Below are 21,031 nucleotides of genomic sequence, written 5' to 3'. Positions count from 1 at the left end.
CGCGGTTCTGCTCGGTGACCCAGTTCAGCAGGTCATGGGAGGCGCCGGCGCCGTCGGAGCGGATCAGCAGATCACGTCGATGGTTGGCGGGGACCTGGGCGATCGCCTGGCCCAGGACGTCGATGTGGTCGGCGGCGGTGTTCGACCCGGCGTTGCCCGGCCGCAGGCTCGCCGCGAGGAACTCGGTCGTGTTGTCGCACCACACGCCGATCGGGTGGTAGCCGAAGGTGCGCTTGTACGTCGGAGCTGCATGTTCCTTCTCGCTGTGGGTGACCACGATGGTGGCGTCCACATCAAGCACGATTGTGGCTCCCAGGTCCCGGCCCGCACACTTGGATGCGGGCACTCCGCCGGGCAGGTGGGACCACACATGCCGCCGCGTGCGGGCTCGCGCCACCTGGATCTTCTTGCGCTTGCCGGCGGTGACCTCGTCCAGAGTGCGCCACACCGTCGGTGCCGACGCCACCGGGCCCAGAGCCTCGGATTGGTGGCGCAGGACGCCGATGTCGGAGATGGACTCGCCGCCATCTGTGAGCATCACCGCGAGGTCGATCAGCACCCGGCCACGGTCATGGATCGGGATGAACCGTCTGCGAGTCATGGCCTTCGACAGTTCGGCGGTCAGCCCCACTCGATCCGCCAGAAGGCGTGGCGCGATGGCTCCGGCGTGGGAGATCACTCCGACACCGTCAGCAGTAACGGACAGACCAGACGACCACGACGTACGCTTCACCTACCGAGTGCTTTCTGTGTGGGGATATGGAACCTTCGACAAGTCCCAGTTTCCCCTGTTCAGGAAGCACTTCGGTCAATTTTCGCCCGGCAATCCTCAGATCCCCGTGAACTACCGGGGCTAGGCCCCGCGGTCCTCGTCGACGGCGACAGCCTCGCAACACTCAGGTGGTGCGTCGCCGTAGCCGTGCGAGAGAAGCGGCGCAACGGCACCCGCCCAGGCCCCGTCCTCGCAGCACTCGACCACGCCGCCGCACAAGCAATGACCGCCGCACGCCTAGCGGACATACCCGAACCCGCCCCACGCCCACACTCAGAGCAGTGGCTCACCACCGGACAGGTAGCCGACCGGCTGGGAATCTCGAGAAGGCAGGCACAACGCCTCGCCGGCACCCTCGAGGCCCGCCGGGTGGGACAGACCCTCATGTTCGACCCCGACACCGTTCACGAATACGCCACCAGCAAGGAGACACAACATGTCCGCTGATATCGGAATCCTCCACCGCGCCGTCGAAGAGTACGTCGCCAGCATGAGCAAGCCCGAGTTCGAGGGATTCGTCGCCATGACCCGGGACCCCGAAGAGAGCAAGCCCGACCCCGCCGCCGCCGAGACCGATCTCGACAAGATCAGCGGCCGCATGTTCGGGGGCGGCAAGTGACCCCCAGCCTGAACCTCACCTACCGGGACGCCTCGAGCCACACCGACGCCAAGACCCTGCTCGCCCTGTTCGAGCGAGCCGCAGACACCTACGGGCTCGAGCCGTTCACCAGCGACGGACTCACCGAAGCCCGCCGCATCCTCGACCTCGCCGACCAAGTCGACAAGGCCGCATGGGACGCCAAACAGAACAAGCCCTACAAGGCAATCTCCACCGCCCTCATCGACGGAGCACTCGACCCCACCGAAGCGGTCACCAAGATCACCCAGGCCGAACACCAGGCCAAGATGAACGAAGGCGCCCACACCCCCGCCTCCCGGCTGGCAATCAACATCCGCGGCGCCGCCGTGCCCCACGTCCGCGACCAGGACGAGACCACCATCCTCGAATGGCTATCGGCACCGTTCGGGCAGGCCGTCGCCAACGCATCCGCCCACGCCGACGTAGTCGACTCCATCCTCGGAACCGAACCCAGGCGAGACGCACCCGGCGTCCGCTCACTGGACCACCACTGGGCACCACGAGCCAACCAGCTCAAGCGAGACCGCAGACTCGCCCGAGCATGGGAAGACCTCGCCACCGCCCTCGACGACGTCTACACAATCGCCGCAATCGTCCACGAGATGCGAGCCAACCAGATCATCCGCCCCGCAGTCACCGACACCCGCGAAACGGTGTGGGCGCAAGTCTGGGAAACCATCCCGCAGGGCGCCTTCAACGGCGACACCCGACCCGGCCGCACCCGCGAGTTCTACCGCGCCCACCGCCACCAGCACCGCCTCACACTGGCCACCGCAAGCCAGCTCGACCGCAACGCCGGCGAACTACCCGACGACCTCGACCAAATAGCCGAGGAATCAATGCGCATGCGCGACCGCATGGCAAACGCCGGCTACCAATCAGTGTTCCCAAGCCGGTAACCAACAGACTCCCGCGAAGTGCCACCGCGGGAACCCCGGCCGGTCCGCGACGTGGCATAACGCGGACCGGCCCCTGGGGGGTGACTCCCCCGAAGGGCACACGGACAGACCCCTCGGCTTACGGCTCCTCCCTCCCCGCACCGAATATCCACAGGGTTGTTCGGTGTTGTGCTGGTCGGAGTGTTGGGGATCGGTTCTGGTGCCCGGCCTCGCCGTTGGCAGACCTTTGTCCCCACCCGCCTTTATAAGCGAGTTCCTTATTTAGTTGGGTTCGTGGGCTTCTCCTAGCGCGACTCGGAGGCGGTTGTACGTTATTCGGATGAGCAGAGCGAGTGAGCGGGGTCCGGGCGCGGCGATTCTTGGTCTTGTCGCTGTTGGCGGGTTCCTCGTGGGTGGGATTGTTTCCTGGCTGGTGACCGGGAGCGCATCTGCCGATTGGGTGGGTGCGATCGGCCAGTGGGTTGGTGGGATCGGCACGATTGCGGCGGTGTTGTGGGCCGCGCACGTGTTCCGGGATGAGCGCCGACAAATTGATCTCGAGCGGGCCGGACGCTTGAGGGCGCAGGAGGATCAGGCGTCACGCTTCAGCGTGAACGTGCGCGTTCATGGCCGTAGTGGCCTGTACGCGATGAGTTTCGCGGTGACGGGTGTGAACGAGACGAACGGGAACGTGGTGGTCACTGACGTCGAGGTCCCGGTCCTCACGCAGAAGTCATCCAGACTGCCCCAGGAGGTCGTACCTGGAATTGCGGTTCTCAAGTGGGTGCCGAATCCGTATCAGTGCGCAGACGACGACGAGGTACGGCACTTCGGTGAGCGCTATCCCGTCACAGTGACCTACTCGATTGACGGTGTCAGTTGGGTGCGGACGGGGGAGGGTCCTCCGGCCAGAGTTTCCGAGCTGTCCTGAGGTCCGCGGACACCGCTGCAACCGACGTGCTTATCGCCGTGGTCCAGGTGCTGTTAGTAACAGGAGCTGGGTGGTCACCGTTAGGGCATGGACACCCTACGGGTGGCGGGGTCTTGATCCCCTCCCCACGATTTCCCACGAGCCATTTCCCGTTATCGCGTCACGGCACGACAAGTAACCCGCCCTGGAAAGGTGCGAGCTTCGTCGTGACCCCCTGGCACGTCCGGCCGGACCATGCAGGGAGCGCCCCAGCCCGTTCTGGGGTGTGCATACGGGAGACGGTTGGTTTGGGGCGGAACCGTCCTGAAAACGCCCTCTAGATCGCACGCTGAGCGATCACCGCGCCAACCGTGGTCAATGAGGGCCACGGTTGGACGGAAACGGCTCAGGGAGCGATTCAGGGGGTGTTGTCGAGGATCTGCCGGATCATGGCGTCGCGCTCGCGGTCGACCATCTCGGCCGCCTGGAGCAACGCGTACCCGAGGGTTCGGCACTCCTCGACGGACAGGACCGGCGGCGGCGTGGTGCCGTTGTGGGTCCACATGGAGATGGTGGGCACGTCCTCGTCGTCGTGCTGCATGACCCACACCTGTGCCCGGTAGCGGCGCTTGCCGCCCTGGTCGTGGGTGACGTATTCGTCCCAGACGACGCCGGTGCTGCGTGACCTGGTCCGGCTGGTTTCGCCGTGGTCGTTGGTGTGCTCGGACTCGTTGGTCCACCACTGGTCGCCGCTCATCGGAGGCCCGCGATCCACGACTGGTGCGCGGTGTCCCAGGCTGTGCGTGCCTTCGTGAGCGCGTCTGCGAGCTCGACGGCCTGATCGGGGCTCATGTCGAGCTCACCGAGGACGGACAGGATCGGCGGCGTTGCCACGCCGTTGTCGACGAGGGACACGACCTCGACTGTGATCTTCTGCCGGGTGTTGGTCGGTCCGCCGGCGATGATGTGGCGGTAATGCGTGATGTCGTCGCCCGTGAGCGGTGGCGGTGTGGGATGCTGGCTGTTGGCCATGACGGTTACCTCGTCTTGGTCGCTGGCCCCGAGCGTTCCCGCGCTACGGGGCCATTTCTATTGACCAACACAAGGCAACTTGTACGCCAGTTGCACGACCTGCGAATCGCGCAGCATAAATGCCGCTTGACCTGCGTGAACCTTGCGCCCCCGAGAGGATTCGAACCCCTGACCAGCCGGGTAGAAACCGGATGCTCTATCCACTGAGCTACGGAGGCCTGCGACGCTCGCGTCCGGCGTCGCCGGAAGAATGGTAGCCGATCCGGGGGTGTGCGCAGCAGCCGCGAATCGGCCCGGGGGCGATCGGGTTAATACGATGGTGGCCATGACGTCGTCCAAGTCGACACCCACCACCGCCGGACCGCTCAGGACCCGCAGCGTGGTGCCCGTGGTGATCCTGCTCGCGGTGGTGGCCGCGGCGGTGGTGATCCCGCTCTCGGGCATGTCCACCGAGGTGGCGCTCGCGCTGGTGGGCGTCCCGGACCCGGGCGTTCTCACCACGGCCGGGCTCCCGGCGGTCCGCGCGATGGGCGAGTTGCTCGCGGCGGTGGCGGTGGGGACGGCCCTGTTCGCGGCGTTCTTCACACCGCCCCAGAAGGACAAGACCCTCGACGTGGACGGCTACCGCTCGCAGCGGATCTCCTCGTGGGCCAACATCGCCTGGGCGGTGGCCGCGGCACTGCTCATCCCGCTGACCCTGTCGGACGTCTCCGGCCGAACCCTCTGGGAGTCGCTGCCGCCGGACCAGTGGATCGTGGCGATCAGCCAGATCGACGTGGCCTCGTCCTGGCGGTGGGCGGCGGTGATCGCACTGGTGGCCGGGATCGGTCAACGGCTCACCCTGAGTTGGCGCTGGTCGGTGATCTGGCTGGGCGTCTCGGTGCTCTCGCTGCTGCCGGTGGCGGCCACGGGACACGCCTCCGGGAGCACGGCGCACGACATCGCCACCAACTCGTTGATCATCCACCTGTTCGCCGCGGCGTTCTACGTGGGTGGGCTGGTCGCGGTGCTCGCCCACACCATGCGGGGCGGCTCCCGCGTGGCACTGGCGCTGCGCCGCTACTCGGTGGTGGCCACCATCGCGATCGTCGCGCTCGGGTTCTCCGGAATCATCAACGCGCTCGTGCGGCTGCACCCCGCCGACCTGTTCTCCTCGACCTACGGGCTGCTGGTGCTGGCCAAGGCGCTGGTGCTGGTCCTGCTCGCGATGTTCGGGCTGGCGATGCGCCGCCGGATCATCGCCAAGATCGAATCCAGATCGGCCAACGCCCCCGTCGACCGCGGAACCCTGTTGCGGATCGGGCTGGTCGAGGCCGTGGTGATGGCGGGCACGATGGGGCTCTCGGTCTCGCTCGGCCGCACCCCGCCGCCGGCGCCGCTCTACGTCCCCACCCGCCAGGAGGCGCTGCTGGGTTTCGAGCTCCCCGGCCCGTTCTCCTTCGGCACCGTGCTGGGGTTGTGGCGCTTCGACCTGGTGCTGGGCCTGGCCGCCGTCGTCCTGCTGAGCCTCTACGTGTGGGGCCTGATCACCCTGCGCCGCCGCGGCGACTCCTGGCCGGTGGGCCGGACCGTGGCCTGGGTGCTCGGCTGTGTCCTGCTGTTCCTCACCACCAGCTCCGGTATGGGGATGTACATGATGGCCGACTTCGCCAGCCACATGGTGGGGCACATGCTCATCTCGATGCTCGTGCCGGTGCTCCTCGCGCTCGGCGGGCCGCTGACCCTGGCGCTGCGGGCGCTCCCGGCGGCGGGGCGCGGGAACCCACCCGGGCCGCGCGAGTGGATCGTCGAGTTCATCAACAACCCGCTCTCGCGGTTCCTCACCCACCCGATCGTCGCGTCGGTGCAATTCGTGGCGGGTTTCTACATCATCTACTTCGGCGGGTTCTACGAGGCTCTGGCCTCCGAGCACCTGGGCCACATGTTCATGAACGTCCACTTCCTCATCAGCGGTTACCTGTTCTACTGGGTGATCATCGGGGTCGACGCGGCGCCGCGGCACTTCTCGCCGCTCTACAAGCTCATGGTGCTGCTCAGTTCGCTGCCGTTCCACGCCTTCTTCGGCATCATGCTGATGAACTACAAGACCGTGCTCGCCGAGAACTGGTACGGCGGGATCGGGCTCCCCTGGATCCCGGACCTCCTGCAGAGCCAGCAGGTCGGAGGCGGCGTCGCGTGGGCGGCGGGGGAGATCCCGCTGTTCATCGTCATGTTGGCTCTGGCCTGGCAGTGGTACCAGAGCGACATGCGGGACGCGCGGCGCGGCGAGCGGCAGGCCGATCGTGACGACGACGCCGAGCTCAAGGCCTATAACGAGATGCTCGGTGAGATGTCCCGCGCCGACCGCCGGGCCTGAGAGGCGCCCACCTCGTCGTCGTCGGGACCCCCGTTCCACACCCCTCCCGCCCCTCCACAGGGCGGGCACCGCGAGCGGTGCGACCGGGATACGACGACGACGAGGTGGGGCACGCTCTGGAGCACGAGGCCGACGCACGGTCGGTCCGAGTGTGACAGGAGCGAGACCATGAACGAGACCCACACCACCGTCCGCGGAACCGTGATCACCGACCCCACCACCCGCCGCGTCGGAGAGGACTCGGTGTTCTCCTTCCGGGTGGCCAGCAACACCCGCTACCAGGACCGCGACACCGGGGAGTGGAAGACCGGCGGCACCCTGTACTTCTCGGCCAACTGCTGGGGCAGGCTGGCGCAGCGGGCGTCGGGGAAACTGGTCAAGGGCGACGGCGTGATCGTCCAGGGTCGACTTCTCACCAACGAGTACGAGAAGGACGGCAGGATCCAGCGCGACCTGGAGATGCGGGTGACCGCCCTGGGCCCGGACCTGTCGCGGATGGACGTGACCATGCGCAGGGCCCAACCGGAGGGGCCCGGCATCTCTCCCGACGGGGAGGGGGCGGGGCAGTCGCAGGGCGCGGACGGCGTGGAGGACGTCATGGAGATCGGCTCCCGGGACGCCGACGACGCGCCGGAGGGGCGGGCCACCGACAGCGCGTTCGCGGAGGCGGTCCGGGTCTGAACCGGCAGGGCCGCGGGTAGCCCTCCGCCGTGCTCACCGAGGCCGCGGGTGGGCACGTAACATGGGGGTCGTGCCCGCGGTCCAGCCGCGGCGATGTGAACTATTTGCGCAGGTGAGAGGGCAGAAGTGGCCGAGTTTATTTACACGATGAAGAAGGTTCGCAAGGCGCACGGGGACAAGGTGATCCTCGACGACGTGACGATGTCCTTCTATCCCGGTGCGAAGATCGGCGTCGTGGGGCCCAACGGCGCGGGCAAGTCCTCGATCCTCAAGATCATGGCCGGCCTCGATCAGCCCTCGAACGGCGAGGCGTTCCTCGACCCCGAGGCCAGCGTCGGCATCCTCATGCAGGAGCCCGTGCTCGACGAGACCAAGACGGTCAAGGAGAACGTCGAGGACGGACTCGGCGAGACCATGGTGCAGATCCGCCGGTACAACGCGGTGGCCGAGGCGATGGCCACCGACTACACCGACGAGCTCATGGAGGAGATGGGTCGGCTCCAGGAGCAGCTCGACGCGGTGGACGCCTGGGACGTGGACTCCCAGATCGAGCAGGCCATGGACGCACTGCGTTGCCCGCCGGGCGACTCGCCCGTCACCCACCTGTCCGGTGGCGAGATGCGCCGCGTCGCGCTGTGCAAGCTGCTGCTGAGCAAGCCCGACCTGCTCCTGCTCGACGAGCCCACCAACCACCTCGACGCCGAGTCGGTGCTGTGGCTGGAGCAGCACCTGGCCGCCTACCCGGGCGCCGTCCTGGCCGTCACACACGACCGTTACTTCCTCGATCACGTGGCGCAGTGGATCTGTGAGGTCGACCGCGGCAAGCTGCACCCCTACGAGGGCAACTACTCCACCTATCTGGAGAAGAAGGCCGAGCGTCTCGAGGTCCAGGGCAAGAAGGACCAGAAGCTGCAGAAGCGCCTCAAGGCCGAGCTCGAGTGGGTCCGCTCCGGCGCCAAGGCCCGCCAGTCCAAGTCCAAGGCGCGACTGGCCAAGTACGAGGAGATGGCGGCGGAGGCCGAGAAGCACCGCAAGCTGGACTTCGAGGAGATCCAGATCCCCACCCCGCCGCGCCTGGGCAACGTGGTGGTCGAGGCGGACAAGCTGCAGAAGGGCTTCGACGACCGCGTCCTGATCAAGGATCTGTCGTTCACCCTGCCGCGCAACGGCATCGTCGGCGTGATCGGTCCCAACGGTGTGGGTAAGACCACCCTGTTCAAGACGATCGTCGGGCTCGAGGAGCCGGACGCGGGTTCGGTGCGGGTCGGCGACACGGTCAAGCTGAGCTACGTGGACCAGTCCCGCGCGAACATCGACCCCGAGAAGTCGGTGTGGGAGGTCGTCTCCGAGGGCAACGACTTCATCGAGGTCGGCCAGAACGAGATGCCGTCGCGCGCGTACGTGAGCGCCTTCGGCTTCAAGGGCCCGGATCAGCAGAAGAAGGCCGGCGTGCTGTCCGGCGGTGAGCGCAACCGCCTGAACCTCGCGCTGACCCTCAAGGTCGGCGGCAACCTGATCCTGCTGGACGAGCCGACGAACGACCTGGACACCGAGACCCTCGGCAGCCTCGAGAACGCCCTCGAGGACTTCCCGGGCTGCGCCGTCGTGATCTCGCACGACCGGTGGTTCCTCGACCGCACCTGTACCCACATCCTCGCGTGGGAGGGCAACGTCGCCGAGGGGCAGTGGTACTGGTTCGAGGGCAACTTCGAGGGCTACGAGCAGAACAAGGTCGAGCGACTGGGCCCCGACGCCGCCCGCCCGCACCGGGTCACCCACCGCAAGCTGACGCGGGACTGACGCGCATGGGATCGCACGCCGCGCCCGACACGCAGACCCCCGGAGCCGTCCACCGGGTCCACATCCCCCTGCGCATCGCGGACTTCGTGGGCAAGCACGTCAACAACGTGCGGTTCCAGGAGTTCTCCCAGGACGCCAGACTGATGTGGTTCCGGGACAAGTTCGGCGTCCCCGGGTCACGGGTGCCGATCTCGCTGGCGCGGTGGATGGAGATCGACTTCCGCCGGGTCATCGGGTACGGCGCCACGAGCGTGTGGGTGGACGTCGAGGTCCTCCGGGTCGGCCGGACCTCGTTCACGATGAGGACCTCGATCGGGTCGGATTCCACGGGCCCGGAACCGTGCGCGGTCGTCGACACCGTGTTGGTGGTGACGGCACCGGACGAGACCACGACACTCGAGATCAGTCCCGAGGAGCGCGCGGCGCTGCTCGGTGAGCGCGAGGAGGCGAGATGAGTCCCGGTGAGCAGACCCCGGACCGGGGGACGTTCCGCTGCACCCTGCAGGTGCGGTGGGCGGACTTCGACCAGTTCGGGCACGTCAACAACGTCAAGTACATCGAGTACGCGCAGGAGGCGCGGATCCTGTTCGTCCGCAGCCGCTTCGGCCCGTTCGGGCTCGGCAACCTGCCGCAGGTCGTGCGCCGGGTCGAGATCGACCACCTCCGTCCGGTGCTGCGGGACTCGACGTCCGTGGACGTGGAGATCGAGGTGGAACACGTCGGGACCACCTCGTACCAGATCAGGCAGACGATCTTCGACGCCGCGGGCGAGGTCTGTTGCGCGTTGCGCGTGGTGATGGTCGCCTACGACGCCTCCACCTCTACGGCCGTGGAGATCCCCACCGGGGTGCGTCATGTCCTGGAGGCCGCGCACCAGCGCGCCGCGATCACCGACGAGGGGCCCGCGGAGTGACCGAGCAGCTCGTCTACGAGGCCGGGGGACCGCTCGGTGCCTCCGGTGAGCCGGGACGGCGCGTGTTCACCGCGGCGCTGCCCGTCCGATGGTCGGATCAGGACCTCTACCACCACGTCAACCACGCGCGGATGATCACGCTCCTCGAGGAGGCCCGCATCCCGTGGCTCTTCGAGGAGGGCATCCCCACCGCCACCCTCACCGCCGGCGCGGTGATGACCGAGCTCGCCGTGAAGTACCGCGGCCAGATCACGCGCGCCGACGGCCCGATCCGGGTGCGCATGTGGTGCGAGAAGGTCGGCGCCGCCATGTTCGTGGCCCGTCACGAGGTCCGTGGGCGCGCCACCGGAGACTCGGCGCCCGCGGCGGTCGACTGCACGGCCACCATCGCCGCGTTCGACCTCGCCACCCAGCGGCCGCGTCGGTTCACGCCGGCCGAGCGGGAGCACCTGATGGAGTTCCGCCACGGGGCTCCGGCGTGACCCTGCCGGGCGCCGGCGGGGCGGAGGGAGTCGGCGGGACGGGGGACGACATGATCGCCGTGCCCGACCCCGCCGACCGGGATGACCTGCGGACCCTCCTGCGCCGGCTCCTCAGGCTCGACGAGGCGGCGGTGGTCCGTCTGACCAGCGGTGACGACGGACGGATGCGAGTGTGGTCCCGGACGCCCTTCGGCGCCCTGGTGGTCCGCGCAGTGGGTGGACACTGCCCGGGTGGCGACGTGGTGTGCGGAGCCGACCACCTGCTCACCGAACTCGACCTGCTGCCACGCGGCGACACCGCCGGTCTCGTCGACCCCGGGATGCCCCTCACCTCCTCCTGGCAGGGGTTGCTCCCGCCGACCGACGGTTTCCAGATGCTCGAGGCGATCCCGGCCCAGGTCCTGCTGGATCTGACCGAGTCCGGTCGCGGCGCAGCCCGCGAGAACGCCGGGCCGGCCGGCCTGCCGCCCTCGCTGCTGGACCAGGAGGTGCTCACCGTGCGCGCGGACACCGACAGTCCCGTGGGAGTGGACATGCGGACCGTGTTCTCCATAGTGATGTGTGGGTTCGTGCCCGAGCGGGCAGGGCGCGCACCGGAGGGTGAACCGGTCCGGGTGAGTGAGCGCGGGGCGTGGCTCCGGGTGGACGCCCGCTACGGCACGGCGTTCCGCCGGACCGATTCGCTCACTCTCGAGCCGCGATGACGCCACCGGGATTCTCGGTCTCCTGGCCCGGGAGGGGCGAGCCCGAGGTCCCGGGAGAGCACGGGCCGGCACCGGAGGTCGCGACTCTGGTCCGGGATGCCGGCGGGCGGGTGACCGGCGCCGTCCTGGGCGGCGACGGGGCGCGGATCGCCGAGGTCGGTGACGTTCTGGGCGAGCTCGGCCTCGGGACCACGGGCGCGGCCCAGCTGGTGTACCTCGACCCGCCGTACAACCGTGGTGGCCGCTTCGACGGATACCACGACAACATGCCGCGACACCGGTGGCTGGGATACATCGAGCACCGACTGGTGGTGGCGCGCGGGCTCCTCGCCGAGACCGGCACCGTCTGGGTGCACCTGGACGACGCGGAGGCCCACCGCGTCCGCTGCGTGCTCGACGAGGTGTTCGGCTCGGATGCCTTCATCGCCGACCTCACCGTGGAGAGCAACCCCAAGGGGCGTCAGCTCGACCGGTTCTTCGCCGGATCCCACGACCGACTGATGGTGTACGCGCGGGATCCCGAGCGAGTCCGGCTGGCCGGCGGGGTCGCCTCCGCCGTCGACCCCTCCGACTTCCCGCACACCGCCGAGGACGGGGTCAACTACCGTCTGCTGCCGCTGCGCAACACCAACAAGCGGTTCAACCCGCGCACCACGCCCACCATGACCTACCCGCTCTACGGCGACCCGGACACCGGTGAGGTCTCCGTGGACCCCGCGCCCGGGCTCACCGAGATCCTCCCGGTGTTCGGCGACCTCAGTCCGGCAGTGTGGCGCTGGTCGCGCGATCGCGCGCAGGAGCGGAGCGACGAACTGGTCTGTCGGACGGTGCGGGGTCGGGCCGGGCCGCGGGTCGACGTCTACCAACGCGACCGGCACGAGGTGGGCCGGATCAAGAAGCTCAAGTCCATCTGGCTGGCCCAGGAGATCGGGTCCACCGACACCGCCCGCGCGGAGCTGCGCAGCGCGGGGGTCGACGGCTTCCGCACGCCCAAGCCGGAGGCGCTGATGCGGCGGATCGTGGAACTGGCGACCGAGGCGGACGACCTGGTGGTGGACCTGTTCGCCGGCTCCGGAACCACTGCCGTGGCGGCCCGCGACCTGGGCCGCCGCTGGGTGGTGGTGGAACGCAACCCGGAGACGGTCCGCGACGTGATCCTGCCGCGGTTGCGCGTCAGCGGAGCTTGACGGTGCCGCCGTCCGCCATGAGCGTCTGCCCCGTCACGTAGCGGGCGTCCTCGCTGGCGAGGAACACCGCGACGCGGCCGATGTCCGCCTCGGGGTCGCCGAACCTGCGCATCGGGGTCCCGGCCAGCAGGTGTTTCTCGATACCGGGGTTGGCCTCGATGTACGCCTCGACCCCCTCGGTCAGGGCCAGCGGCGAGATCACGTTGACGTTGATCCCGTCCCGGGCCCATTCGTTGGCCGCCACCCGGGAGACGGCGCGGATGGCCTCCTTGGCCGCCGCGTACGAGGCCTGGGTGGGGCTGCCCTCGATGCCGGCGCCGGAGGCGAAGTTGATCACCGAGCCACCCGCGGTGGCCAGGTGCGGATGCGCGGCCTTCATCAGCCAGAAGGTGGGGTAGAACCCCGTGTCGAACGACAGGTCCAGCATCTCCCGGGTGGTCTCCACCAGCGGCGCCTGGCGTGACGCGTGGGCGTTGTTGACCAGTATGTCGAGCCGTCCGAAGTGCTCGACGGCCGTCTCGACGATCATGCGGGCGTTGTCCTCGACCGAGATGTCCGCCGCCAGGTACCGGACGCTCTCACCCAGTTCGTCGACCAGGGCGCGGCCGGCCGCGTCGTTGATGTCGACGACGAGTACGCGGGCTCCCTCCTTGACGAACGCCCGGACGATGCCCCTGCCGATCCCGCCGGCGCCGCCGGTGACGACCGCTGTCTTCTCCGCCAACCTCATGGTTAATCCCCGTTCTTAGTGTGGTCGTAACCATACTGCGGTGTCCGGCGGGAGGATCTCGCCGGTGGGGGATTCCGAGTCGAGTAGGCCTGAGGAGAGGGGCCCGGAGGAGAGCAGGACCTCGCCGAGGGGCAGTGGCACAGATCGGGCGGAGGCGTTGAGCGCGCACACCACGCCATCGTCGCGGCGGAACGCCAGGCATCCGGAGGGCGCCCCGTACCACTCGACCGACGCCGATCGCGGGCCCGGAAGCGACCGCCGGGTCTCGATGGCCGCCCGGTACAACGACAGCGTGGAATCCGGGTCCTCGATCTGGGCCTCGACAGTCAGGCGGCCCCAGTCGCCCGGCATCGGCAGCCAGGTGTGATCGGTGGTCGAGAAGCCGTAGGGCGGCGTGGAGCCCTCCCACGGGATGGGGACGCGGCAGTGGTCGCGACCCATCTCGGCGTGCCCGCTGCGTTCCCAGGTGGGGTCGGTCAGCCGGTCGTGGGGGATCGAGAAGTCGCTCGGCAGACCCAGCTCGGACCCCGCGTAGAGGAACGTGATCCCGGGCAGGGCAAGCTCCACCAGCAGCATCGCCCTGGCCCGGGCGGTGCCCAGAGCGCCGTTTCCGTACCGGGTCACCTCTCTGACCACGTCGTGGTTGGACAACGCCCAGGTGGGGGCCGAGTCGGCGATGCGGGAGGCCTCGAACGTGGCGTCGATCGCCTCGCGCACCGCGCCGGCCTCGAAGGGGGCACCGGTCAGTGGGAAGTGGAACGCGAAGTGCAGCTCGTCGGGGCGGAGGTATCGGGCGAACCGGTCGGCCGGGCCCACCCACACCTCGCCGAAGGTCGCCGCGCCCGCGTACTCGTCGACGACGGCGCGGATCCGCCGGTGGACGTCGTGGACGCCGGGCCGGTCCCACCGGGCGTCGCGCTCGTCGACGACGAGTTGTGCGATCTCCACGTCGTCCGGCAGGTCGGCCAGGTCGGCCGGCTTGGCCAGACCGTGCGCCACGTCGATCCGGAACCCGTCGACCCCGAGGTCGAGCCAGAAGCGCAGGGTCTCCTCCAGGTCGTCGCCCACGTCGGGGTGCGACCAGTCCAGGTCCGGCTGCTCCGGGGCGAAGAGGTGCAGGTACCACTGCCCGGGCGTCCCGTCCGGCTCGGTGACGCGGGTCCAGGCCGGTCCGCCGAACACCGAGGGCCAGTTGTTGGGTGGCCGGGAGCCGTCCTCACCGAGCCCGTCGCGGAAGAAGTAGCGCTCGCGCTCGGGGCTGCCGGGTCCGGCCTCGACGGCGGCGGCGAACCAGGGGTGCTCGACGCTCGTGTGGTTGGGCACCAGGTCCATGATCAGGACCATCCGCGCGGCGTGCAGCGCCTCCACCAGCCGGCGCAGCGTCTCGACGTCGCCGAACAACGGATCCACGTCGCGGGGATCCGAGACGTCGTAGCCGTGGTCCGCGCCGGGGGAGCGCATGATGGGGGACAGCCACACCCCGTCCACGCCGAGCAGTTCCAGGTAGCCGACGCGGTCGATCACGCCCTGCAGATCACCGGTGCCGTCGCCGTCGGAGTCGGCGAAGGAGCGCGGGTAGATCTGGTAGAGGACCATGTCCTCCCACGGACGGGTCGCGTGGGCCGGGGAGGTCACATGTCCTCCGGGGTGTTGACCATCATCGCGGCGGCACGGGTGAGGTATTCGACCATCGCCGCCCTGTGCTCGTCGTCCATGGTCTCGCGGTCGATCGTGTCCACGGCGGCGAGCATGTGCGTGAGCCAGGCGTCGTGAGCGGCGCGGTCCACGCGGAAGGGGTTGTGGCGCATCCGCAGCCGGGGGTGACCCCGCTGCTCCGAGTAGGTGGTGGGGCCACCCCAGTACTGCTCGAGGAACATCCGCATTCGGTCCTCGGCCGGACCCAGGTCCTCCTCCGGGTACAGGGGGCGCAGCACGGGGTCGTCGTCGACCCGCAGGTAGAACTCGTGGACCAGCTTCCGGAACGTCTCCGCGCCGCCGATCTCGTCATAGAAGGTAGTGCTGCTCATGCTCCCCATCATGCCCGTGGGATCCGCCCGGGGGTCCGATCCACCACCCGTCGGTGGCGGGCGGGAGGACACCGGTGACAACCGGTAGGCGGTGATCGCGCGCGAAGTGTTCATCGAAGGTGCATCATCGTTGCAGGCGAGGTTCACTACGGGCCCGGTTGACAGTGCTGCACTGGGCTCGGAGCAGACGAGCGGAGACCGACCATGGGCACAGCCGTGCGCGAGAATTCGGAGTACCGACAACCGGGGTCACGACCCCCAGTTCGGCTTGAGCCTGTCCCGGACCCGCACGTCCCGCTGGCCGCTGCGCCCCGCGTTCTCCTGCTCAACGCCGGCTACGAGGCCCTCACCGCCCTCCCCGCCCGCCGCGCCGTGGTGATGCTGCTCGGGGGGAAAGCGGTGGTGGTCCACGATCACCCGGACGAGATCCTGGTCCGGTCGGTCGACACGGCCGTTCGCGTGCCCTCGGTGATCATGCTCCGCGAGTACGTGCGGATCCCGTACCGGGCGCAGGTGCCCATGACGCGGGCCGCCCTGATGCACCGTGATTCCCACCGGTGCGGGTACTGCAACGCCCGCGCGACCACCGTCGACCACGTGATCCCGCGCAGCCGCGGGGGCGAACACGTGTGGGAGAACTGTGTGGCCTCCTGCGCGCCGTGCAATCACCGGAAGGCCGACAAGCTCCTGTCCGAACTGGGGTGGGAACTGCGGGTGCCGTTGGTGGCCCCGAGGGGGCGGACGTGGCGGCTCGTCTCCCAGCTCAGGGAGATCGGCCCGTACTGGGAGGACTACCTGTACCTCGACGCGGCCTGATCCGGATCGAGGTGGGCGTTGGCGGTTCGCTGACGTCGCCTACTTCGGTGAGCAGTCGGGTGACGCCTCTGTTGCAGCGCAGGCAGCGGTGAATCGGGACAGCTTTACCGAGCTCCCCGGGAGCGGGGCATGGACGCCTCATCATTGATGAGACGTCCATGTCGGGGTTGTGGTGGGCGGGGCTGGCCTCAGCTCTGTGCGGGGCCGGCTTCGCTGATCGCCGACAGGGCGGCACGCAACCGTGCGTCGGCGTCATCGGCGACTTCACGCACCTGCGGGCTGCCGCTGAGCTGGACCATGGTCTGCGGGTCGATGGCCTCCACAGTGGTCTGCCCCTCGTCTCTGCCGCGGCGTACCACCACGTTGCACGGCAGCAGGACGCCGAGCTGCGGCTCGGCGGCGAGAGCCTTGCTGGCCAGGCCGGGGTTGCAGGCTCCCAGGATCACGTAGTCGCCCACGGCCTCGGCTGCCTCTTCGCCCAGTTTGGTGTTGAAGGTCGCATTGACGTCGATCTCGGTCAGGATGCCGAAACCCTGGTCGGCCAGGGCGGCGCGGGTACGCTCCAGGGCCTGCTCGTAGGGCATCGGGACAGTGATGGTGCGGGTGTAGGTCATGAATGGTCCCTTCGATGGTTCGTCGACGGTATTGCCACTTCCGGATTCCAGGGAGTCAGGTTCGGCGGGGGTCAGGCCAGGGAGAGGAACAGCTTCTCCAGGTCCCGTCTGTCCAGGTCCTCCCCGGGGTTGGTCAGGCATTGTTCGAGGCCGCTGGCGATGATCGCGAAACCGGCCCGGTCCAGAGCCTTGGACACCGCCGAGAGCTGGGTGACGATGTCCGTGCAGTCGCGGCCCTCCTCGATCATGCGTACCACGGCTCCCAGCTGCCCTTGAGCGCGCTTGAGCCGGTTGAGTGTGGGTGTCAGTTCGACGCTGTCGAGTTGCATGGGGGTCTCCTGCCAGAGGTGCGAAGTTCCCTCACCATATACCCCGGGGGGTGTTTTGACTAGTTTTCCCTGTGTTCTGGCTGCGGGCTCTCCCGCCCTGTCCCGTTGGCTGCCGTGGCGAATCTCCTCGTCGGCAGGGGCGGGGGGTGGGCGGGCGGATCGTCGACCGTCCGGACAGGCCTGATCTCCGGCGCCGACAGCGGGGTCGAGTGATGCCGGACGGTCGAATGCTCGGACACTGCCTTGCCTGCACGTGCCCCGGGCCCCTCCGAGCCCGCTGGACGATGCCCCTGGGGGCATGTTGTCTATACCCCCTGGGGTATGTAGAGTCGTGGCACGCCCCTCGCAGGGAACCCGATCGACAAGGAGATCTCGATGCTTCTCGAACGCATCTACGACGAGGACCTCGCGCAGACCGGTTACTTCATCGGCTGCCAGGCCAAGAACGAGGCGATGGTGGTCGACGCCCGTCGCGATGTCCGCGAGTACCTGGATCTGGCCGCGCGGCACGGGATGACGATCACCGCGGTGACCGAGACCCACATCCACGCCGACTACCTGTCCGGGACCCGTGAGCTGGCGGAGGCCACCGGGGCGACCGTTTATGTCTCCGGTGAGGGTGGCGAGGACTGGCAGTACGGTTTCGCCGCGGAGCGCCTGCACCACGGTGACCAGCTCACGCTGGGCAACATCACGGTCGAGGCCGTGCACACGCCGGGTCATACGCCGGAGCATCTGTCGTTCCTCATCACCGACGGCGCGTTCGCCGATGCTCCCGGGTACATGTTGACCGGTGACTTCGTGTTCTCCGGTGACCTGGGCCGGCCGGATCTGCTGGATGAGGCGGCGGGCGGGGTGGACACCCGTTTCGCCGGCGCCACGCAGATCTTCCGCAGCCTCAAGGAGTCGTTCGTCACGCTGCCGGATCATGTCCAGGTCTTCCCGGGCCATGGTTCGGGCAGCGCCTGCGGCAAGGCGTTGGGCGCGCTGCCGTCGACCAGCGTCGGTTACGAGCGGCGCTACGCCTGGTGGGCGGGGTACGTCGAGCGTGACGACGAGCAGGGTTTCGTCGATGAGCTGCTCGACGGTCAGCCGGACGCGCACGCCTACTTCGGCCGGATGAAGCGGCAGAACAAGCAGGGCCCGGCGGTGCTCGGGCCGCTGGCCCCGCTGCGCGAGTTCGGCTCCACCGAGCTGGCCGACGCCCTCGAGGCGAACGAGGTCGTCGTCGTCGACACCCGTGGCCAGGACGAGGTCCACGCCGGCACCGTCCCCGGGGCGCTCAACATCCCCGGCGTCGACAAGGCGGCCTCGTTCGGCGCCTGGGTCTACGACCCCGAGAAGGAGGACACCCCCCTGGTCGTCCTCGCCCCCGACGAGGAGGTCGCCGGCCAGTACCGCGACCACCTGATGCGGGTCGGTATCGACACGGTCACCGGATACACGACCAGCTTCGAGGGCCTGCCCACGACGACCCCCGAGATGATCGGGCCGGACGAGCTCGCCTCGTTCGACTCGGCCATGGTCCTGGACGTGCGCAACAAGACCGAGCACTCCGACGGCCACATCCCGGGCTCCGAGCAGCTCAGCGGCGGCCGCGTCCTGTGGAACCTCGACCAGCTCCCCACCGACGGTCCGATCGTCACCTACTGCCAGAGCGGCGTCCGCAACTCCGTGGCGGCCAGCGCCCTGCGCCGCGCCGGCTACCGCGTGGTCGAACTCGAGGGCAGCTACGCCGCCTGGTCCGAGCGCAACCTCGCGACCGTCTGACCCGACGCACCCACCTCAGCACCCCGGGGGGCCGGCCGACCTGCGCGACGCCCTGGCCTCGGGCACCCCGCCCCCCTGACACCCCGAGCATCGTCCCGGAGAAGGCCCCGAGAAAGGGCTTCGGCTACTTCGTCCTGCTCATGGGCGCCTTCGTCCTGTCCCAGGAACTACCCTTCCCCGCCGCATCGATCATCCTCGGCACGGTCGCTCTGCTGGCGTTTGTCGCCGCCGTCTGCGTCGTAGCCGTCGACCGCTGCCCGCTGCGGTCGACGGAGGTCGAGCCGAGCCGTCGGTTCTCACTCACCAGGGGAGCGGAACGCGATAGAGGCGACACGGCCCGAACGCGGTCGATCGCGAGGAGGAGAGCATGCGCAGCGAACGAACCCCCGAGCTCGGTCTCAAAGCCAACGCCGCCCAGTTCACTCTGCTCGTCGCCATCAATGCGCTGGTCGGCGGCATGGTGGGTCAGCAGCAGACCGTGCTTCCCCTGCTGGCCACGGAACTCTTCGGCCTGACCGGTTACACCTTCATCTTCACCTACGTCGCGGCCTTCGGTGTCACCAAGGCGATCGCGAACTACTTCGCCGGGACGTTCTCCGACCGATACGGCCGCAAACCCGTCCTGCTGGTCGGGTGGCTCTTCGCCATCCCGGTGCCACTCATGCTCATCTGGGCACCCGACTGGACCTGGGTGGTGGCCGCCAACATCCTGCTGGGCATCAACCAGGGACTGACCTGGTCCACCACCGTGGTGATGAAGATCGACCTCGTCGGACCCCGGCAGCGCGGTCTGGCGATGGGACTCAACGAGGCGGCAGGCTACGGCGCGGTCGCGGTGACCTCACTGCTCGCCGGCTACCTCGCGGGGCAGTACGGCCTGCGACCGGCGCCGTTCCTTGTCGGTGTGGCCTACACGGCCCTGGCTCTGGTGCTGTCCGGGATCTTCGTCCGCGAGACGCGCGACCACGCACTCCTGGACGCGGGGCGGCACACCGCCCGCCCGGACGGACTGCACGACCATCTCCATGCCGACATGACAGACCGGGAGATCGCGATCCAGACCAGCTTCCGAGAGCCGGCCCTGTCCTCGGCGAGCCAGGCGGGGCTCGTCAACAACCTCAACTTCGGCCTGTCCTGGGGGCTGTTCCCCCTGTTGTTCGCCACCGCGGGTCTGACCGTGGGGCAGATCGGACTGCTGTTCGCGCTCTACCCGGCCGTCTGGGGAGTGGGGCAGCTGTTCACCGGCGCAATCTCGGACCGGGTCGGTCGCAAGCACCTGATCTCGGTGGGGATGGCCACCCAGGCGGCCGCCCTGGTCGTCATCGCGCTCGGCAACGGATTCGGAATGTGGGCGGTGGGCACCATGATCCTGGGAGCCGGGACCGCGATGGTCTATCCGACGCTGTTGGCCGCGATCGGCGACGTTGCCCACCCCGTGTGGCGGGGACGAGCCGTCGGTGTCTACCGCGTGTGGCGCGACCTGGGTTACGCGGTCGGCGCGGTGTTCGGGGGGATCGTCGCCGACGCCATGGGTATGCACGCCGCCGTGTGGGCCGCCGCCGCCGTCAGTTCGGCGTCGGCGGCGGCCGTAGCGATCCGCATGTACGAGACACTCACGCCGCTCGTCGTCAGAGACGCGAGTGACGACTGATCCGCTCTCGGTGGCTTCGCAGATCGCACTACTCGGCGTGTGTGGTGGCGGAGAACTACCCGCACCGCTGTAGCGGCACCGACAGGAGATGTATCCGAGCAGCTACAGGGGCGGTCCGGTCGTCTGACTGGTCTCGCGCGTGAATCGGTCCGCCCACAGCCTCCACTGCATCAACGTCACCGCCTCGAACATCCCGGTGCAGGCGACCGCGCCAGTCATCCTGTGCCGATAGCCGGCCACCATTGCGCCCATGAGCGACGTACTCGCCATGACCGTCAGTGCCAGGATCATCGGCTCGGACCGGGGATCCCGAGTCCAGGACTCCTCGCCCAGGATCGCGCGGGTCGCGAACGACGACGTGTCGTGAGCCGGCGGGGTCATCACCGGATTGACCGCGAACCACGCGCCGATGGGCACGTACAACCACCAGCGGCGAGTCCACAACGGCACCAGTAGCAGCGGTGCCCTCAGGAGTCGCGACCAGGCACTGACCGGATGAGCGTGCCGTCGGAACATGCGTGCGTAGAAGCCATTCTCGGACACCACGAGTCCAGCCTGACAGTTCGGCCACCGGGACGGCCACAGTGTCGTGTAATCCCGCCACTGCCGCCCGTCCGGGCAGGCGTCTCGACGTGGCCCCCGGACGAGCGCCGCACCCGGGCTCAGCCCGCGGCTGCGGCATCCACGGCGCGGGCCTCGAGAGCGCGGGTGAGGTCCGCGTTCTGCTCGGCGAGGATCC

24 protein-coding genes and 1 tRNA gene are annotated in these 21,031 nt (G+C 68.7%); 15 read left to right on the top strand and 10 right to left on the bottom strand.

Annotated features, from left to right (window positions below; all coding sequences use genetic code 11):
* Nucleotides 1-733: transposase (locus tag G6028_RS12705; RefSeq protein WP_182659087.1), on the bottom strand; the 733-nt coding region annotated here is incomplete at its 3' end.
* Between the two features lie 261 nt (nucleotides 734-994).
* Here G6028_RS12705 and G6028_RS18205 point away from each other — a divergent pair.
* From G6028_RS18205 to G6028_RS12690, 4 genes are all read left to right on the top strand, one after another.
* Nucleotides 995-1,219, top strand: coding sequence for a helix-turn-helix domain-containing protein (locus G6028_RS18205; RefSeq protein WP_422110538.1), 225 nt, complete (start codon nucleotides 995-997; stop codon nucleotides 1,217-1,219).
* Nucleotides 1,209-1,391, top strand: a complete 183-nt coding sequence (locus G6028_RS12700) for a hypothetical protein (RefSeq protein WP_182659086.1) — start codon at nucleotides 1,209-1,211, stop codon at nucleotides 1,389-1,391. Before G6028_RS18205 ends, G6028_RS12700 begins: the two co-directional genes overlap by 11 nt.
* Complete coding sequence (locus tag G6028_RS12695; protein WP_182659085.1) at nucleotides 1,388-2,311, top strand: hypothetical protein; 924 nt, start codon at nucleotides 1,388-1,390, stop codon at nucleotides 2,309-2,311. The genes G6028_RS12700 and G6028_RS12695 overlap by 4 nt, the downstream gene beginning before the upstream one ends.
* Before the next feature lie 319 nt (nucleotides 2,312-2,630).
* The gene (locus G6028_RS12690; RefSeq protein ID WP_182659084.1) at nucleotides 2,631-3,221 is read left to right on the top strand and encodes a hypothetical protein; all 591 of its coding nucleotides are present in this window, start codon (nucleotides 2,631-2,633) and stop codon (nucleotides 3,219-3,221) included.
* A 397-nt stretch (nucleotides 3,222-3,618) separates the two neighbouring features.
* On the opposite strand, the gene G6028_RS12685 is transcribed toward G6028_RS12690, so the two are convergent.
* The 3 genes from G6028_RS12685 to G6028_RS12675 all read right to left on the bottom strand — a co-directional run bounded on the left by G6028_RS12685 (nucleotide 3,619) and on the right by G6028_RS12675 (nucleotide 4,450).
* Nucleotides 3,619-3,957: a hypothetical protein gene (locus G6028_RS12685; RefSeq protein ID WP_182659083.1), complete on the bottom strand. Its 339-nt coding sequence runs from the start codon at nucleotides 3,955-3,957 to the stop codon at nucleotides 3,619-3,621.
* The gene (locus tag G6028_RS12680; RefSeq protein ID WP_182659082.1) at nucleotides 3,954-4,232 is read right to left on the bottom strand and encodes a hypothetical protein; all 279 of its coding nucleotides are present in this window, start codon (nucleotides 4,230-4,232) and stop codon (nucleotides 3,954-3,956) included. The genes G6028_RS12685 and G6028_RS12680 overlap by 4 nt, the downstream gene beginning before the upstream one ends.
* A 145-nt stretch (nucleotides 4,233-4,377) precedes the next feature.
* Nucleotides 4,378-4,450 (bottom strand) — tRNA-Arg (locus G6028_RS12675).
* A 107-nt stretch (nucleotides 4,451-4,557) separates the two neighbouring features.
* On the opposite strand from G6028_RS12675, the gene G6028_RS12670 reads away from it, so the two are divergent.
* From G6028_RS12670 to G6028_RS12635, 8 genes are all read left to right on the top strand, one after another.
* A complete protein-coding gene (locus G6028_RS12670; RefSeq protein ID WP_182659081.1) occupies nucleotides 4,558-6,588 on the top strand; it encodes a bifunctional copper resistance protein CopD/cytochrome c oxidase assembly protein in 2,031 nt (676 codons plus the stop codon).
* A 168-nt stretch (nucleotides 6,589-6,756) separates the two neighbouring features.
* Nucleotides 6,757-7,269: a single-stranded DNA-binding protein gene (locus G6028_RS12665; RefSeq protein ID WP_182618278.1), complete on the top strand. Its 513-nt coding sequence runs from the start codon at nucleotides 6,757-6,759 to the stop codon at nucleotides 7,267-7,269.
* A gap of 126 nt (nucleotides 7,270-7,395) precedes the next feature.
* On the top strand, nucleotides 7,396-9,069 hold the full coding sequence (ettA, locus tag G6028_RS12660; RefSeq protein WP_179524886.1) for an energy-dependent translational throttle protein EttA: 1,674 nt from the start codon (nucleotides 7,396-7,398) through the stop codon (nucleotides 9,067-9,069).
* Between the two features lie 5 nt (nucleotides 9,070-9,074).
* Nucleotides 9,075-9,524, top strand: a complete 450-nt coding sequence (locus tag G6028_RS12655; protein WP_179524887.1) for an acyl-CoA thioesterase — start codon at nucleotides 9,075-9,077, stop codon at nucleotides 9,522-9,524.
* Nucleotides 9,521-9,982: an acyl-CoA thioesterase gene (locus G6028_RS12650; protein WP_179524888.1), complete on the top strand. Its 462-nt coding sequence runs from the start codon at nucleotides 9,521-9,523 to the stop codon at nucleotides 9,980-9,982. The genes G6028_RS12655 and G6028_RS12650 overlap by 4 nt, the downstream gene beginning before the upstream one ends.
* Nucleotides 9,979-10,464 (top strand): acyl-CoA thioesterase, encoded by a 486-nt coding sequence (locus tag G6028_RS12645; protein ID WP_179524889.1) that lies wholly within the window; start codon nucleotides 9,979-9,981, stop codon nucleotides 10,462-10,464. Before G6028_RS12650 ends, G6028_RS12645 begins: the two co-directional genes overlap by 4 nt.
* Nucleotides 10,461-11,168, top strand: coding sequence for a DUF8185 domain-containing protein (locus G6028_RS12640; RefSeq protein ID WP_259846860.1), 708 nt, complete (start codon nucleotides 10,461-10,463; stop codon nucleotides 11,166-11,168). The genes G6028_RS12645 and G6028_RS12640 overlap by 4 nt, the downstream gene beginning before the upstream one ends.
* Nucleotides 11,165-12,355 carry a site-specific DNA-methyltransferase gene (locus G6028_RS12635; RefSeq protein ID WP_182659080.1) on the top strand — a complete coding sequence of 397 codons (1,191 nt, stop codon included), beginning with the start codon at nucleotides 11,165-11,167 and terminating at the stop codon, nucleotides 12,353-12,355. Before G6028_RS12640 ends, G6028_RS12635 begins: the two co-directional genes overlap by 4 nt.
* Here the strand turns inward: G6028_RS12635 and G6028_RS12630 are convergent.
* The 3 genes from G6028_RS12630 to G6028_RS12620 are packed head-to-tail and all read right to left on the bottom strand — an operon-like array spanning nucleotide 12,342 to nucleotide 15,112.
* Nucleotides 12,342-13,085 (bottom strand): SDR family NAD(P)-dependent oxidoreductase, encoded by a 744-nt coding sequence (locus tag G6028_RS12630; RefSeq protein WP_182659079.1) that lies wholly within the window; start codon nucleotides 13,083-13,085, stop codon nucleotides 12,342-12,344. The genes G6028_RS12635 and G6028_RS12630 overlap by 14 nt on opposite strands.
* Nucleotides 13,086-13,100: 15 nt before the next feature.
* Nucleotides 13,101-14,681, bottom strand: a complete 1,581-nt coding sequence (locus G6028_RS12625; protein ID WP_182659088.1) for a glycoside hydrolase family 13 protein — start codon at nucleotides 14,679-14,681, stop codon at nucleotides 13,101-13,103.
* 35 nt (nucleotides 14,682-14,716) lie between these two features.
* The gene (locus G6028_RS12620) at nucleotides 14,717-15,112 is read right to left on the bottom strand and encodes a globin (protein ID WP_182659078.1); all 396 of its coding nucleotides are present in this window, start codon (nucleotides 15,110-15,112) and stop codon (nucleotides 14,717-14,719) included.
* 204 nt (nucleotides 15,113-15,316) lie between these two features.
* Between G6028_RS12620 and G6028_RS12615 the strand changes: the two genes are divergently transcribed.
* Entirely contained in the window at nucleotides 15,317-15,928 is a 612-nt protein-coding gene (locus G6028_RS12615; protein WP_182659077.1) for an HNH endonuclease, read from the top strand.
* 188 nt (nucleotides 15,929-16,116) lie between these two features.
* On the opposite strand, the gene G6028_RS12610 is transcribed toward G6028_RS12615, so the two are convergent.
* On the bottom strand, nucleotides 16,117-16,542 hold the full coding sequence (locus G6028_RS12610) for a DUF302 domain-containing protein (RefSeq protein ID WP_017835708.1): 426 nt from the start codon (nucleotides 16,540-16,542) through the stop codon (nucleotides 16,117-16,119).
* 71 nt (nucleotides 16,543-16,613) lie between these two features.
* Complete coding sequence (locus G6028_RS12605; RefSeq protein WP_017835707.1) at nucleotides 16,614-16,871, bottom strand: metal-sensitive transcriptional regulator; 258 nt, start codon at nucleotides 16,869-16,871, stop codon at nucleotides 16,614-16,616.
* A gap of 375 nt (nucleotides 16,872-17,246) precedes the next feature.
* Between G6028_RS12605 and G6028_RS12600 the strand changes: the two genes are divergently transcribed.
* Nucleotides 17,247-18,641: an MBL fold metallo-hydrolase gene (locus tag G6028_RS12600; protein WP_182659076.1), complete on the top strand. Its 1,395-nt coding sequence runs from the start codon at nucleotides 17,247-17,249 to the stop codon at nucleotides 18,639-18,641.
* Between the two features lie 367 nt (nucleotides 18,642-19,008).
* On the top strand, nucleotides 19,009-20,292 hold the full coding sequence (locus tag G6028_RS12595) for an MFS transporter (RefSeq protein WP_182659075.1): 1,284 nt from the start codon (nucleotides 19,009-19,011) through the stop codon (nucleotides 20,290-20,292).
* A 102-nt stretch (nucleotides 20,293-20,394) separates the two neighbouring features.
* On the opposite strand, the gene G6028_RS12590 is transcribed toward G6028_RS12595, so the two are convergent.
* Nucleotides 20,395-20,838, bottom strand: coding sequence for a DUF6653 family protein (locus tag G6028_RS12590; protein WP_182659074.1), 444 nt, complete (start codon nucleotides 20,836-20,838; stop codon nucleotides 20,395-20,397).
* Nucleotides 20,839-21,031: the final 193 nt, after the last annotated feature.

This window comes from Dietzia cercidiphylli, from assembly GCF_014145145.1.
In the GTDB taxonomy this organism is placed as follows: domain Bacteria; phylum Actinomycetota; class Actinomycetes; order Mycobacteriales; family Mycobacteriaceae; genus Dietzia; species Dietzia natronolimnaea.
Note: the sequence above shows the minus strand (reverse complement) of the source record. Positions and strands in the feature narration are given on the sequence as shown.

Bases quoted from the DNA above. Each gene is read 5' to 3' on its own strand.
- G6028_RS18205 (WP_422110538.1), top strand. From the start codon at position 995: ATGACCGCCGCACGCCTAGCGGACATACCCGAACCCGCCCCACGCCCA.
- G6028_RS12700 (WP_182659086.1), top strand. From the start codon at position 1,209: ATGTCCGCTGATATCGGAATCCTCCACCGCGCCGTCGAAGAGTACGTC.
- G6028_RS12690 (WP_182659084.1), top strand. From the start codon at position 2,631: ATGAGCAGAGCGAGTGAGCGGGGTCCGGGCGCGGCGATTCTTGGTCTT.
- G6028_RS12685 (WP_182659083.1), bottom strand. From the start codon at position 3,957: ATGAGCGGCGACCAGTGGTGGACCAACGAGTCCGAGCACACCAACGAC.
- G6028_RS12680 (WP_182659082.1), bottom strand. From the start codon at position 4,232: ATGGCCAACAGCCAGCATCCCACACCGCCACCGCTCACGGGCGACGAC.
- G6028_RS12670 (WP_182659081.1), top strand. From the start codon at position 4,558: ATGACGTCGTCCAAGTCGACACCCACCACCGCCGGACCGCTCAGGACC.
- G6028_RS12665 (WP_182618278.1), top strand. From the start codon at position 6,757: ATGAACGAGACCCACACCACCGTCCGCGGAACCGTGATCACCGACCCC.
- G6028_RS12655 (WP_179524887.1), top strand. From the start codon at position 9,075: ATGGGATCGCACGCCGCGCCCGACACGCAGACCCCCGGAGCCGTCCAC.
- G6028_RS12650 (WP_179524888.1), top strand. From the start codon at position 9,521: ATGAGTCCCGGTGAGCAGACCCCGGACCGGGGGACGTTCCGCTGCACC.
- G6028_RS12635 (WP_182659080.1), top strand. From the start codon at position 11,165: ATGACGCCACCGGGATTCTCGGTCTCCTGGCCCGGGAGGGGCGAGCCC.
- G6028_RS12630 (WP_182659079.1), bottom strand. From the start codon at position 13,085: ATGAGGTTGGCGGAGAAGACAGCGGTCGTCACCGGCGGCGCCGGCGGG.
- G6028_RS12625 (WP_182659088.1), bottom strand. From the start codon at position 14,681: ATGGTCCTCTACCAGATCTACCCGCGCTCCTTCGCCGACTCCGACGGC.
- G6028_RS12620 (WP_182659078.1), bottom strand. From the start codon at position 15,112: ATGAGCAGCACTACCTTCTATGACGAGATCGGCGGCGCGGAGACGTTC.
- G6028_RS12615 (WP_182659077.1), top strand. From the start codon at position 15,317: ATGGGCACAGCCGTGCGCGAGAATTCGGAGTACCGACAACCGGGGTCA.
- G6028_RS12610 (WP_017835708.1), bottom strand. From the start codon at position 16,542: ATGACCTACACCCGCACCATCACTGTCCCGATGCCCTACGAGCAGGCC.
- G6028_RS12605 (WP_017835707.1), bottom strand. From the start codon at position 16,871: ATGCAACTCGACAGCGTCGAACTGACACCCACACTCAACCGGCTCAAG.
- G6028_RS12600 (WP_182659076.1), top strand. From the start codon at position 17,247: ATGCTTCTCGAACGCATCTACGACGAGGACCTCGCGCAGACCGGTTAC.
- G6028_RS12595 (WP_182659075.1), top strand. From the start codon at position 19,009: ATGCGCAGCGAACGAACCCCCGAGCTCGGTCTCAAAGCCAACGCCGCC.